Source organism: Streptosporangium sp. NPDC051022 (assembly GCF_040683035.1).
Lineage (GTDB): Bacteria > Actinomycetota > Actinomycetes > Streptosporangiales > Streptosporangiaceae > Streptosporangium.
In genome coordinates this window covers 44,418-58,673 of sequence record NZ_JBFBCF010000019.1, presented here as the reverse complement: position 1 = coordinate 58,673, position 14,256 = coordinate 44,418, and the positions used below count along the sequence as shown (strand labels likewise).

At 71.9% G+C, this 14,256-nt stretch carries 7 protein-coding genes; 5 read left to right on the top strand and 2 right to left on the bottom strand.

The features are described 5' to 3' along the window. Nucleotides 1-275: 275 nt before the first annotated feature. Together AB0N02_RS27710 and AB0N02_RS27705 are read right to left on the bottom strand one after the other, a co-directional pair. Nucleotides 276-740 carry a carboxymuconolactone decarboxylase family protein gene (locus AB0N02_RS27710; RefSeq protein ID WP_363952284.1) on the bottom strand — a complete coding sequence of 155 codons (465 nt, stop codon included), beginning with the start codon at nt 738-740 and terminating at the stop codon, nt 276-278. After that, nucleotides 737-1,600: a sigma-70 family RNA polymerase sigma factor gene (locus AB0N02_RS27705; RefSeq protein ID WP_363952281.1), complete on the bottom strand. Its 864-nt coding sequence runs from the start codon at nt 1,598-1,600 to the stop codon at nt 737-739. Before AB0N02_RS27705 ends, AB0N02_RS27710 begins: the two co-directional genes overlap by 4 nt. A gap of 93 nt (nt 1,601-1,693) precedes the next feature. Between AB0N02_RS27705 and AB0N02_RS27700 the strand changes: the two genes are divergently transcribed. From AB0N02_RS27700 to AB0N02_RS27680, 5 genes are all read left to right on the top strand, one after another. Further along, nucleotides 1,694-5,308 carry a serine/threonine-protein kinase gene (locus tag AB0N02_RS27700; protein ID WP_363952278.1) on the top strand — a complete coding sequence of 1,205 codons (3,615 nt, stop codon included), beginning with the start codon at nt 1,694-1,696 and terminating at the stop codon, nt 5,306-5,308. A 37-nt stretch (nt 5,309-5,345) separates the two neighbouring features. Next, nucleotides 5,346-6,467 (top strand): serine/threonine-protein kinase, encoded by a 1,122-nt coding sequence (locus AB0N02_RS27695; RefSeq protein WP_363952275.1) that lies wholly within the window; start codon nt 5,346-5,348, stop codon nt 6,465-6,467. A gap of 80 nt (nt 6,468-6,547) precedes the next feature. Then, on the top strand, nt 6,548-6,805 hold the full coding sequence (locus AB0N02_RS27690; protein WP_363952273.1) for a hypothetical protein: 258 nt from the start codon (nt 6,548-6,550) through the stop codon (nt 6,803-6,805). A 67-nt stretch (nt 6,806-6,872) separates the two neighbouring features. Next, complete coding sequence (sthA, locus tag AB0N02_RS27685) at nt 6,873-8,276, top strand: Si-specific NAD(P)(+) transhydrogenase (protein ID WP_363952270.1); 1,404 nt, start codon at nt 6,873-6,875, stop codon at nt 8,274-8,276. A gap of 290 nt (nt 8,277-8,566) precedes the next feature. Then, nucleotides 8,567-14,101, top strand: coding sequence for a metallophosphoesterase (locus AB0N02_RS27680; RefSeq protein ID WP_363952267.1), 5,535 nt, complete (start codon nt 8,567-8,569; stop codon nt 14,099-14,101). The last annotated feature ends 155 nt before the right edge of the window (nt 14,102-14,256 follow it).

Sequence of the window (14,256 nt, the reverse complement as noted above, 5' to 3'; positions counted from 1 at the left end):
CGTTATACGAGATGTCTACAGATCATCGCGTAAAACCGCCGTAAAGATCCGCCTTCAGTAGGGAAGCCGACGGCCTGACGGAGTGCGCAGATCCAGGTCGCGAGCGCTGACGCGGGCACGACGACGCCGGTTCTGCGAACGGGCGACTCTGGCGTGTCGCATGGTTCGCCCCCTTCCTCGGGCCCGCCAGGCCGGAGCCCGGCCCACGACGACCGCGGGAACCGGCTCGCGCGGATGCCCGTTCAAGCCAACCTAGTCCGCCGAGGCCGTCACTATCAACCGTTTTGATTACGCATCGAACCAGCCACCAGACGCGTGGTGACGGCGATCCGGTTCCACGCGTTGATCGTCGCGATCGCCACCACCAGCGCCGCCAGCGTCTCCTGGTCGTAGTGCTTGGCCGCCTCGTCCCACACGTGGTCCGGAACCGCCTCCGCCCGGTCGCTGAGCCGGGTGGCCTCCTCCGCCAGTGCCAGCGCCGCACGCTCGGCGTCGGTGTAGTACGGCGCCTCCCGCCAGGCGGCCACCGAGAACAACCGCTCGTCGGTCTCACCGGCCTTCTTGGCGTCGTGGCTGTGCATGTCCACGCAGAAACCACAGCCGTTGATCTGGCTGGCCCGCAGTTTCACCAGCTCCAGCGTGGCGTGCGGCAGCGCGCTGTGGCGCAGGAACCTCTCCAGGCCCTGCATGGCCTTGTACGCCTCGGGGGCGAGCTCTATGACGTTCAGCCGCTCTTTCATCGGACACTCCTTAGTTTTTCCGGGTTCATCACGGTGTTGATCTCGGTGATCCGGCCGTCGGCCACGGACAGCCCGGTGACGGCGATGAGCGTGCCGTTGTCGAAACGCAGCAGCCCGGGCCAGCCGTTGACCGTGGTCGGTGTGAAGCAGTAGGCGGGGCCGAACCGCTCGGCCACCCCCACCAGGAAGCGCGCCACCCGGTCCGCGCCGTGGATCGGCCGCCTGGCCGCCCGCACCAGGCCGCCGCCGTCGCTGCGCAGCACCACGTCGGGATCGAGCAGCCTGATCAGAGCATTGATATCCCTGCCCTGGTTGGCCCTGGCGAACGCCTCGACCACCTTGCGGTGCTCGGCCGCGTCGACCTCGAAGCGGGGCGCCCTGGCCGTGACGTGCTTACGGGCCCGGGCGGCGAGCTGGCGGCAGGCGGCGGAGGAACGCCCGACGGCCTGGCCGACCTCGTCGAAGGACAGCCCGAACACGTCGTGCAGCACGAACGCGGTCCGCTCGGCGGGACTGAGCGACTCCAGCACCACCAGCATGGCCAGGCTCATCGACTCGGCCAGCGTGATCCTGTCGGCCGGGTCGGCCTCGGCCACCACCGGCTCGGGAAGCCACGGCCCGATGTACTCCTCCCGGCGCACGCGCGCCGAGCGCAGCACGTCCAGCGCCAGCCTGGACACCGTGACCACCAGCCAGCCGGTGACGTCCTGGATCTCGTCGCGATCGGCCCGGCCCAGCCGTAACCAGGCGTCCTGGACCACGTCCTCGGCCTCGTCGAGGCTGCCGAGCAGTCCGTAGGCCACGCCGACCAGCCGCGGCCTGATGGCGGCGAACTCGGCCGCGAGATCGTCATCGTTCACATAAGGAGGACGGGACATCTCCTGAGTGTGTGACATCGATCGAACTATGGTGTCCACCGACGCGTCAAACAAGCCGGTGAACGGGGGCGGGAGATGAGCACCGGACTGCTCGACGGCGATCCCCGGAGACTGGGCGCCTACTGGCTGGCGGGGCGGCTCGGCGCGGGAGGCCGGGGCGTGGTCTACGAGGCCTACGACGCCGAAGGCGGGCGGGTCGCGATCAGGGTGCTGCACGGCGACGCGGGCGCCGACCCCGGACTGCGCGACCGGTTCGGGCACGAGACGGCCGCCGCCCGGCGGGTCGCCGCGTTCTGCACGGCGGCCGTGATCGACGCCGACCTCGACGGGCCGAGGCCGTACATCGTCTCCGAATACGTCGAGGGCCCCAGCCTGCGCGACGCCGTCGCGGACGGGCGCCGCTTCACCGGCGGCGACCTGCACCGTCTCGCGACCGCCGTCGCCACGGCGCTGACCGCGATCCACGACACCGGGGTCGTCCACCGCGACCTCGACCCCGGCAACGTGCTGCTCGGCCCCGGTGGCCCCCGCGTGGTCGGCTTCGGGATCGCCCGCGCGCCGGACACGTCGCCGGCCGTGACCGCGGTGGAGGCGGACACCCCCGTCTGCACCCCCGTCTGCACCCCCGTCTGCACGGCCGCCTACACGGCCCCGGAGATCCTCATGGGCGAGCCCGCGGGCCCGCCCGCCGACGTGTTCGCCTGGGGCGGCGTCATGCTCTTCGCCGCGACCGGCACCGACCCGTTCCGGGCGGAGGGCCCCGACGGCGTCACGCACCGGGGGTTCTCCGTACAGCCCCAGCTGGACATGCTGCCCGAGCGCCTCCGTCCGCTCATCGCCGCCTCGCTCGCCGGAGACCCCCGGGCCAGGCCGTCGGCCGGGGAACTGCTGCTCGCCCTGGTCGGCGCGGACGGCCCGCTGGACACCCCGAGGCTGCTGGCCGCGGGCGGTGAGACGGGAGCCCGGGTCCGCTCGGCCTGCGACGACCCCGCGCTCGGCGCCCTCGCCGAACAGGCATACACCGCGCTCGGCCAGGCCGAGCGGGACCTCGCCCCCCAGATCTTCCTCAGGCTCGTCACCGTGACCGGCGACGGCGGGCCCGACGTACGGCGGGCCCGGCTGTCCGAGCTCCTCGACGGGCGCCCCGAGGCCGAGGCGGACGCCGTGAGACGGGTGTTGCGGGGCTTCGCCCACCTGCTCGCCCACGACGACCGGGAGGTCTGGCTGACGCGCCCGGCGCTGCCCCAGGCCTGGTCCCGGCTGCGCCGGTGGATCCGGGCCGAGCGGAGCGGCCTGTTCGTCCACCGGGACGTCCGCACCGCCGCACGGCGCTGGCAGGACAGGGGCCGCAAGGACGCCGACCTGTTCCGGGGCGGGAGCCTGGAGAGCGCGATGAACTGGGCGGCGACCGGCCGGCGCGCCATCGCCCTCAGCGCGGCCGAGCGTGACTTCCTGGCGGCGGGAGCCGCCCTCGCCCGGCGTCGCGCCCGCGGGAGCAGGAGGCTGTCGGTGACCCTGGCCGGGCTGCTGGCGGTCGCGCTGGCCGCGGGGACGCTCGCCGTACGGCAGAGCCTGGCGGCGGAGGAGCGCGGCGCCGCCGTCGCGCTCCAGCGCGACCGGGCACAGGCCCGCGACCTCGCCGCGACGGCCGAGACACTGCGGGTGGCGGACCCGGTCAGGGCGATGCTGCTCAGCGTGGCGGCCTGGCGGCTGGCCCGGGTGACCGAGGCCAGGGCGAGCCTGACCGGATCACTGGCCCAGCGGGAGACGGCGGCCTTCCGCGATCCGGCCACCGGGCTGCGGACGCTCCGCGCGCTGAGCCGTGACGGGCGCACCCTCGTCAGCGCGGGGGAGGGCGAGGCGCGGTTCTGGGACACGCGGACCGGCGAGCGCGCCGGCGTCCTCCACGGGATCGGCGACGACCTGCGCTGGATCGCGCTGAGCCCCGGCGGCGGGCTGCTCGCCGTGGTCGACGGGCGGCGGCTGAGGGTCTGGGACGTGGCGAAGGGCAGGCCGACCGGTGCGGCCCTCGACGTGCGAGGCCCCGGCGACGGCGGCCAGACGCGGGCCGTGTTCGGCCAGGCGGAGAACCTGCTCCTGGTGACCGGCGGAGGGGGACTGACCGCCTGGAACCTCACGACCGGCGCCCGGCGGGTCCTCCCCGTCGCGGGCACGGACTTCGACACCTCCGCGGACGGGCGTCGCCTCCTGGTCGGCGACCTCGGCGGGGGAGCGGCGACGTGGGTCCTGGACGGCCCGCGGAGCGTCCGCCTCGGCCGGTGCGCCGACTGCGCGACGAACGTGGCCTACAGCCCCGACGGCCGGATCGCCGCGGTCGGCGCGGCCGGCGCGGACGGCGCGGACGGCACCGTCCGGCTGTACGACACGGCCACCGGGACCGACCTGGGCCGGACGCTCTCCCCGTCCGACGGGGGCGTGCTGCGCTTCAGCCACGACGGGCGCTTCCTGGCGGCCGTGAGCCGGACGGGCGTCAGGCTCTGGCGGGTCGCGGACGGCGAGCCCCTGCTCACCCGGCGGATCGACGCGATCGACCCCGCCGTCGCCTTCGATCCGGATGGGCGCACCCTGCGTTATCTCGCGGAGGGGACGGTCGTCTCCCTCGACGTCGCCGACCTGACCGTGCCCGACGTGCTGAAGGGCATCCGGGCGGCGGAGACGGAGGCGGCGGAGGCGGAGCTGAGCCCGGACGGGCGCCTGCTCGCCGTCAGGGGCGAGCGGGCGGACGAGGTCCGGCTCTGGGACGTCCGCCGCCGCGCGCCCCTGGCGACCCTGCACCTCGGGCCCGGCGGGAACGCCCGTCCCGAGATGACCTTCAGCGGCGACGGCCGGAGGCTGGCGATCGTCGACGGCGACCCGGTCTCCAGGCTGGAGATCTGGGACACCGCGGCCTTCCGCCGGATCGGCGTGATCAGGCCCGAGCGGGACGGCCGGATGTCCACCGTGACGATGAACTCCGACGGCACCGCGGTCGCCTCCTACGTCACCCGCACCGGCTCCGGGGCGGTGCCCCGGGGGGAGGTGTACGCCTGGGACCTGCCCGGCGGGCGCCGCCGCTGGTCCCACCCGGAGGGTTACCTCGACGGGCTGAGCTTCACCCCGGACGGCCGCGCCCTGGCCATGGCGGGGGGCGAGCAGCGGCTGCTGGACGCGGCGACCGGCGAACCCTTCGGCGTCCCGTACGGCCCGCCCGCCGCCGACAACCCGGTGACCACGCTGGCCTTCAGCGGTGACGGCGCCCGCTTCGCCATCGCCGACCAGACGGGCCGGATCTCGGTGTGGGAGACCGGCGCCAGGAGGCAGGTGGGGACCACGGTCAGGAACGGCGCCGGCGTCAGGTTCGGGCTGGCCTACTCGCCGCGCGGCGACGTGCTGGCCGCCGCCGGCGAGCCCGTCGACGGGAGCCGGTCGGTGGTGCTGTGGGACATCGAGGCCGGGCGGCGGCTCGGGCAGCCGATTCCGGTGGGCGCGGGGGAGCTGCGGTCGCTGGCGTTCACCCCCGACGGATCCCGGCTGGTCACCGTCGACTCGGCCGGGACGCTGGCCGAGCACCCGGTCGATCCCGAGCTGACGGCCGGGGCGGTCTGCGAGCGGGCGAGACGCGCGCTGTCCGGGGAACGGTGGCGGGCCTACCTGGGCGAGGTTCCGGTCCGGAACATATGCCCTGGCTGACAAGAACTTTCCGGGCAAAGGCCGCATCCAACATCGCATGAGAGTCGCGGCGGGATTGGCCGAGGGAGATCCGCAACACCTGGGGGACTACCGGCTGGCCGGGCGCCTGAGCTCGGGCCGCCGGAGCGTGGTCTACGAGGCCTACGACTCCGGTGGCCGGCGGGTGGTCGTGCGGGTGCCCTGCGGCGACCCCGAACCCTGGAGGCCGCTCGCCGGGGAGGTGGCCGCGGCGCGGGACATGACCCCGTTCTGCACGGCGGAGATCATCGACGCCGGCTGCGCGGGGCCGCGGCCGTACATCGTCAGCGAGTTCGTGGCGGGCCCCAGCCTGCGCGGCCTGGGCCGTGTCCTCGCCGGTGACGACCTGTACCGCCTGGCCGTCGGCGTCGCCACCGCGCTGGCCGCCCTCCACGAGGCCGGAGTGGTCCACCGAGACCTCACCCCGGATGCCGTGCTGCTCGGCCGGGACGGCCCCCGGGTGGCCGGTTTCGGAATGGCGCGGACCGCGAGGACGAAGCGCGCCTCGCCCAGGCTGACGGTCGGCGCCCCGGGCTACACGGCGCCGGAGACGTTCACGGGCGATGAGGCCGCCGCCCCGGCCGACGTGTTCGCCTGGGGCGCGACCGTGCTCTACGCGGCGACCGGCGAGGATCCGTTCACGGGGGACAGCCTGGGCGCCGTCATGCACCGGGTGTTCTCGTACGACCCCGACGTGAGCCCGCTGCCGGCGTCGCTGCGCCCCCTGGTCGCCGCCGCCCTGGACAAGGACCCCCTCGGCCGGCCGTCCGCCAGGGAGCTCCTGCTGGCCCTGGTCAGGCAGCACACGCGGGCACTGTCGGAGGAGACGGTGGACGCGCTGCTGGCGGCGCGGGCCCCGCTCACCAGCGAGGCGGTGCTCGGCGAGCGGGTGCCGCTGGTCGAGGCCCTGCTCGCCGCGGAGGCCCCGCTCACGATGGACTTCCTGCTCGCCGCCGGCGAGCACGTGGCCGCCGGGCTGCGCGTCTCCCGCGACGAATCCGGGCCCGGCGCCGCCGGAGCCGGTCATCGTCCTCCCCCCGTGGCTCGCGGGGGCCGAGCCCGCCTCGCCCCGCTCGCGATGGCCGTCGCGCTGCTGTTCGCCCTGGTCATCGTGGTGATCGGGATGCGCATGACGGTCTGAGCGCCGTCTGGCCGGGGTAGATCTGAACAGAAAGCGGGGTGAACCCGGATAGATAACGCCAAGAGTTCTCGGGGGAAGAGATGGCGCTGTGTGAAGTCTGCGGCAACGACTACGACATGAGCTTCGAGGTGCACGCCCAGGGGGCCGTGCACGTCTTCGACAGCTTCGAATGCGCCATCCAGCGGATGGCGCCGCTGTGCGAGCACTGCGGGGTGAGGATCGTCGGCCACGGGGTCCAGGCCGACCGGCGCTGGTTCTGCTGCGCGCACTGCGCGCGTCAGGAGGGCGCGAACGCGATCGTCGACCGGGTCGGCATCCCCATGCAACAGGGAGCGTAGAAAGTGTTCTCCGGATAGTCGGTTTTCGGCATGGCCGGTGGCGCGTTCGGCGTTCACACTGAGGTCCATGTGGGACTTCGATGTACTCGTGCTGGGGTCGGGACCGGGTGGGCAGAAGGCCGCGATCGCCGCGGCGAAACTGGAACGACGCGTCGCCGTGGTCGAGCGCCGCAACATGATCGGCGGCGTCTCCGTCAACACCGGCACCATCCCGTCCAAGACGCTGCGCGAGGCCGTCCTCTACCTGACGGGCCTCAACCAGCGCGGCATGTACGGCCAGAGCTACCGGGTGAAGGACGAGATCACGGCGGCCGACCTGGGGGTCCGCACCCAGCACGTGATCGGCCGCGAGGTGGACGTGATCCGCAGCCAGCTGTCGCGCAACCACGTGGCACTGCTGCAGGGGACGGGACACTTCGTCGACCCGCACACCGTGGCGGTGATCGACGACAAGGGGAACGAGCTCAAGGTCACCGCGGACAAGATCATCATCGCGACCGGGACCAGGCCCGTGCGCCCGGCCACGGTGGAGTTCGACGAGCACACGATCATCGACTCGGACGGCATTCTGCACCTGCGGGACGTGCCGGACTCGATGGTGGTGGTCGGGGCCGGGGTGATCGGCATCGAGTACGCCTCGATGTTCGCGGCGCTGGGCACGAAAGTGACGGTGGTCGAGCGGCGTGAGCGGATGCTGGACTTCTGCGACCTGGAGATCGTGGAGGCGCTGAAGTACCACCTGCGGGACCTGGCGGTGACCTTCCGGTTCGGTGAGACGGTCGCGGCGGTGGAGAAGCGCTCGCGCGGCGCGCTGACCGTCCTGGAGAGCGGCAAGAAGATCCCCGCCGAGACGGTGCTCTACTCGGCGGGCCGGGAGGGGATGACCGCGGGGCTCGCCCTGGAGAGCGCGGACCTGACCGCCGACGAGCGCGGCCGGATCGCGGTCGACGAGCACTACCGCACCGCGGCCGGGCACATCTACGCCGTCGGGGACGTCATCGGGTTCCCCTCGCTGGCGGCCACCTCGATGGAGCAGGGCCGCATCGCCGCCCACCACGCCTGTGACGAGCCGCTGCCCGGCATCCACCACCTGCAGCCGATCGGCATCTACACCATTCCCGAGATCAGCTTCATCGGCCGGACCGAGGACGACCTCACCCGCTCCCACATCCCCTTCGAGGTGGGCGTCTCCCGCTACCGGGAACTGGCGCGTGGGCAGATCATCGGCGACACCTACGGCATGCTGAAGCTGCTGGTCTCCCCGGAGAACCGGGCCCTGCTGGGGGTGCATGTCTTCGGTACCGGGGCCACCGAGCTGCTGCACATCGGCCAGGCCGTGATGGGCTGCGGCGGTACGGTCGACTACCTGGTGGACGCGGTCTTCAACTATCCGACGCTGGCCGAGTCCTACAAGGTCGCCGCGCTGGACGCGGTCAACAAACTCCGCCGCGTCGCCCGCTTCGAGGTCTGACCACCCTCGTCGCCTCCGGAGCGGCGGCGCCGGCGACACGACGACGCGCCACCGGGTGTGAAGAGCACCGGTCGGCGCGTCCGCCCATGTCCGTCGAAGGCCGGGCGGCGTCTGCTCCTCGGTGAGTCGTTCGGGGAGCACGCTGAGCGCTTTGTCGGATACTTCTAAAATATGAGCATTTGTCGGGATTTGCCGATCGTTCACCTTTGCTACATGCGTGCGAAGTAGGCCGTTCCAGCCGCTGTGATTTCTGTGATCAGCACACTAGAACCACCTGAAACGGCAGAAACATGACGCGCAGCAGCGCACCACGAACACCTGCCTGGCCCGGTGCGATCACCGCGATCGCACTCACGGCCGGCGCACTCGTCGTCGTGCCGGCTTCCCCGGCCTCGGCGGCCCGCCAGGATCGGCCGACCTACCTCGGAAAGTCCCTTTACACCGGCGAGTTCCACGCGCACACCGGGATGAGCGACGGAGCCGAGAACCCGGACACGGCGTTCAACTACGTACACGACGAGACGGACGCGGACTTCTTCGCCCTCACCGAGCATGACGTGATGTGGGACGTCCGTAACGGCGACGACTTCATCAAGGACTGGCGGGACGCCGACTCGGACGAGTGGCGTGCCCTGCACGAGTCGGCGGACAAGTACAACGCGTCCCAGAACGACCTCACCGTGGTCCCCGCGGTCGAGAACACCTGGTACGACGGCACCGGCCACATCAACCTGTTCAACACCAGCTGGCACGCGACGGCCCGGGGCACGGAGAAGGGCACCGTCGACGGGTACGCCAACGGCTTCGGCATCGGCGACATGAAGTACGACTACTTCACCTACCTCGCCCGCCTCAAGCAGGATCCGAACGCGATCGGCCAGTTCAACCACCCGTCGCCCACGGGCAAGGGCGAATTCTTCGGCTTCAAGGGCCTGGACAAGACCGCCGACGACCGCATGGAGCTGATCGAGGTCAAGTCCGCCGACCAGGTCAAGGAGTTCCAGAAGGCGCTGGACGCCGGCTGGCACCTGGCCCCGGTCTGGAACGGCGACGAACACTCCGCGACCTGGGTTTCGAGCAGCCCGTCGATCACGGGCGTCTGGGCCAGGGGCAGGAGCCTGGACGACCTGTACGCGGCGATGCGCGACCGCAGCACGTACTCCACGGGCGACGTCAACGCCGTCCTCGGCTTCGGCGGCAACGACAAGCTGATGGGCTCGATCCTGCCCGCCGACACCACCACCCTGGACGCCCAGGTCCAGCTGAAGGACCCCGACGCCAAGGACTCCTTCACCGGCGCGCAGCTGATCACCAACGGCGGGAAGGTCGCCTACGACTTCGGCAGGCTCAGCGGCAACGACCTGACGCTGAAGACGAAGCTGGACGTCAGGAACGGCGACTTCTACTACGTCCGCGCAGACCAGGCCGACGGCAACCTCCTAGTCTCCGCCCCGATCTGGATCGGCGAGACGACGAGCGGCGCGAACTACGCCCCGCAGATCACCGTCGCCGATGTGCCCGCCACCGCCCAGTACGGCCAGACGGTCGCGCTGCCGCAGGTGAGCGCCACCGACGACTCCGGCAGGCAGCCCACCACCGCCTTCGAGGTGTGGGACTCCGCAGGCCAGGTCCCGGTCAAGGACGGCGCCTTCCAGATCCGCTCCTACGACGACACGTTCGTCGTCGTGAAGGCGACCGACGACAAGGGCAACACCAACGCCGAACTGCGCCGGATCCAGATCGACCGGAAGACGCAGGACCCGGCCGGCGTGTTCCGCTTCACCAACAACGTGGCCGTGGGCGCCAAGCCCGGCACGGCGGGCATTTCCGTCACGACCGACCGGGACGTTCAGAGCGTCTACGCGCAGGTCCTGCCGGAGGGCGGGGACGACTGGTCCAAGGCCCAGGTCCTCACCTCGACCGGCGACAGCCCGTACGAGACGGAGACCGTCGGCAACGACGAGCCCAAGTTCCAGCACTCCATCACGGGCCAGACGCTGCGCTCCCACGAGTTCCGGCTCACCGGCCTGAAGGTCGGCACGACCTACCGGTACCGCCTCGGCGTCACCCGGAACGGCGCCGCCCCGGCGGCCGCCGACACGGCCGCCTGGACGGACGTCAAGGGCCGGTTCCGCGCGGGCGGGGCCGACGGCGAGCCCGTCTACCTCCTCGGCGACGTCCAGGTCCCCGACGGCAACGCCGACAGCCTCAAGCTGCCGGGCAAGGTCCTCGACCGGCTGAAGTCCAAGGCGCCCGGCGGCGGCACCGTCGTGCAGCTCGGTGACCTCGTCGAGAACGGCGGCCGCACCAAGATGTGGGACGAGATCGACGACTCGCTCCTGTCCGGCCTCGACACGCAGTACGCGGGCGTCAAAGGCAACCACGAGACCTACGAGGACCCCGACTACAACTCGGTCGCCGACGAGCCCGGCTCGGTCTTCACCAACATGTTCGCGCTGCCCAAGAACGGCGCCGTGGGCGAGGCCAACTACTCGTTCGACCGCGGGCAGATCCACTTCTCCGTCCTCAGCTCCACCGCCCGCCTCGACGACCAGCTCTCCTGGCTGGTGAAGAACGTTCGGGCCTCGGACAAGAAGTGGAACGTCGTCCTCGGGCACTTCTCCTACTACGGCGGCCGCCACGGGGGCGACGCGGGCATGGACATCGACCGCGAGAAGGTCACGCGCGTGCTCGACCAGCTTGGCGTCGACATGTACGTCGGCGGCCACGACCACGTCTACAAGCGCTCGACGATCTACGACGGCCGACTGGCTCGGACGCCGGAGGAGACGGCCGAGGGCACCACGTTCGTGACGATGGGCTCGGCCGGCCCCAAGTTCTACGACAACGCGAAGTACTGGTGGGACGACAAGGTCGACGACGAGGACGTCCAGATGGGCGGTGTCCTGACGGTCACCGACGCGGGTCTGCGACTGACGGCGTACAAGATCGACGGCCGTCTGGTCGACGACTTCACCGTCACCAGGCCGCAGGGCACCTGGAAGGTCTCCTCCGCCGAGGTCAAGAACCGTGAGCTGGACGGCGTCGGGCTCCTCTCGTCCCCGGGCAGCCTCGACAAGCTGACCGTCACGGCCGCGACGTACGACGCCTCGCAGCAGAAGATGATCGACGTGCGCTCGGCCGACGTCACGCTCGACCACAGCGGCCGTGAGCAGTACGTCCGTTTCGACGAGCCGCTCGCGGTCGCGCCGAGCTCGACCGTCAAGCTGTTCGTCTGGGACTCGCTGAAGTCCGGCAAGCCGTTGCGGCCCGCCGTGACCCTGCGCGAGGGCCTGGCCGGTGACGGCACCGCCCAGACCCCGTACCTGATCGACTCCGCCGACGACCTGGCGAAGATCGACAACGACCCGGCCGGACACTACGAACTGGCCGGCGATCTGAACCTGAGCGGCCTCGGCCGTTCCCAGATCGGCCGCTCGATCGCCTTCACCGGTGTGTTCGACGGCGCCGGGCACACCGTCTCGGGCCTGTCCGCGATCTCCGGCCAGGGCCCCGGCCTGTTCGCCGACAACCACGGCACGATCGAGAACCTGGTCGTCAACGGCGACGCCACCACCGACCGCACCCCGGCCGGTCTCGTCGCCGACACCAACCACGGCACGATCGAGCGGGTCCGCGCCGACGGGTCGCTGACCGCCGCGAGCTATGTCGGCGGCATCGTCGGCCACCAGTTCGGCATCGTCCGCGACAGTGTCTCGACGGTGAACGTCAAGGCCACGACCCAGTACGTCGGCGGCGTCGTCGGCGTCGCGATGGGCGGCTCGGTCACCCAGAACGTGCTGGCCACCGGCTCGGTCACCTCGGCCGGGGCGTCGGCGGGCGGCATCGCGGCCTACGGGTACGACGCGACCGAGGTCAGCCACTCGGTCGCGCTGAACTCGAACATCTCCGGCACCGGCTACGCGCACGCCATCGTCGGCCGCGTGCTCGCAGGGCAGACGGCCTCGCTGGAGGACAACCACGTCAGCCGGACCGTGCCGATCAGCGGGCAGACGCTGACCGACCCGCCCGCGGCCGGCAACCAGAAGGGCAACGTCGTCTCCCCCTCGGAGATCCAGAAGCAGTCTTTCTACGCGGCGCGCGGCTGGAACTTCACCGACGTCTGGCAGTGGAGCGAGACCGGCGCGCGGCCGACCCTGAAGGTGGCACCCGAGCCCCTGCAGACCGGTGAGTCGCCCAAGCTGCCGAAGGACGGCAGGGGCTTCCACATCGTCAAGAGCACCGACGATCTCGCCCAGATCGGTACGTACCCTTCGTATGACTATGTGCTCGGCGCCGACATCGACCTGAGCGGCAAGCCGTTCACCACCCTGCCGGGCGCGTTCACCGGCGAGCTGGACGGCGCGGGCCACACGATCAAGGGCCTGACCTCCACCGGCGGCCTGTTCACGCAGGTGTCCGGGAACGTCCACGACCTCGCGATCATCGACGCCAAGGTGACCGGCGCCACCGCGCGCGCGGGCATCCTGGCGGGCGCGAGCACCGGAACCGTCGAGCGCGTGTGGGTCTCCGGCTCGGTGACCGCGGCCTCGCGGGTCGGCGGTCTGCTCGGCGACTCCCAGGGCGTCGTCCGTGACGTCTACTCCACGGCGGACGTGCGCTCGCTGACCACCGAGGCGGGCGGAGTCATCGGCGTCGCGCTGGCGGGATCGCTCACCGAGCGGGCCTTCGCCACGGGCGCCGTCCGCGCGGACAGCCGCAACGACGGAGGCGTGGCCGGGTACGGCTACACCGGCACCACGATCCGGAACTCGATCGCGCTCAACCCGACGGTCAGCGCGCCGTCCTGGGCACACCGCTTCCTGGGCCGGGTGCTGGCGAACAACGTCGCCTCGCTGGAGGGGAACTGGGCGGTCGAGACCGTCCAGGCCACCACGCAGCAGGAGACCACGATCGGTCCGGCGACGCTCAACGGCGCCACCGTGACCACGGCCGAGGCCCGCGGCCAGGACTTCTGGACCGGCAGGCTCGGCTTCGACCTCACCACGGTCTGGCAGTGGGACACCGGCCTCGGCCGGCCGGTCCTGCGCGGCCTGGCGGCACCCGTCGGCAAGGCGACGGCGGCACCCGCCGCCGAGGCGACCGCGAACCCCGCCGCGGCGACGGAATCCGCGGCCGCGGGGGAGAGCGGCGACAAGGGAGGCTCGGCGCGGACCGTCACGTTCACCGCTGCGGTCCCGGCGGCGGCCGAGGCCGCCGAGACCGGCGGCATCCGCCACGAGGCGGTCGTGAACGACGACGGCACCGTCACCGTGACGGTGTCCGCCGGGACCTCCACGGCGGCCGGGCAACTGTCGTTCCTCCTGCTGAAGGCCGGCGCCCCGGCGTCGGCTCCGGCCAAGGACGACATCGCCTACCTCGGGGAGGTCCGCCTCGACGAGCAGGGCAACGCGACGCTGACCGTGCTCCTGAGCCGGCCGGACGGGACGACCCTCGTGCTCAACACCTCCGGTGACACGGAGCGCCACGTCGCCCCGCTCCTCCCGCGGACGCCTGGAACCGCGGCGATGAGGGTGCTCCACGACACCGTCACCGCCACGGTCAAGGCACAGGGGAACGCCCCTGCCCAGGCGACGGTCACCCTGGTCTGCGCGGGTGCGGACAAGTGCCAGGAGCAGGTCACCGTCTCCCACGACGGCCGCTCTCTCGACGAGAAGAAGGTCACGCTCCAGCCCGGCAAGACCCGGGACCTGAAGCTCAACCTCCGCGACGAGGCCCGCGCCGCCCTCCTCGCCGGCAGGCCGATCATCCTGGACGTCCGGATCGGCACGGCCCCGGCGGTCCAGGTGAGGGTCACTCCGTGACGTACCGGCCGGAGAGGCTCCGGCCTCCGCGGTGACTCCGGAACCCATGGCGCCCGTGGCCTCCTCGGCTGCGGGCGCCATGGCCCGTTCCCCGAACCGGCCCGGGGGCGACGCCGCGGCCGGGTTCGCCGACGCCACTCCCGGCGCCCGCCTCG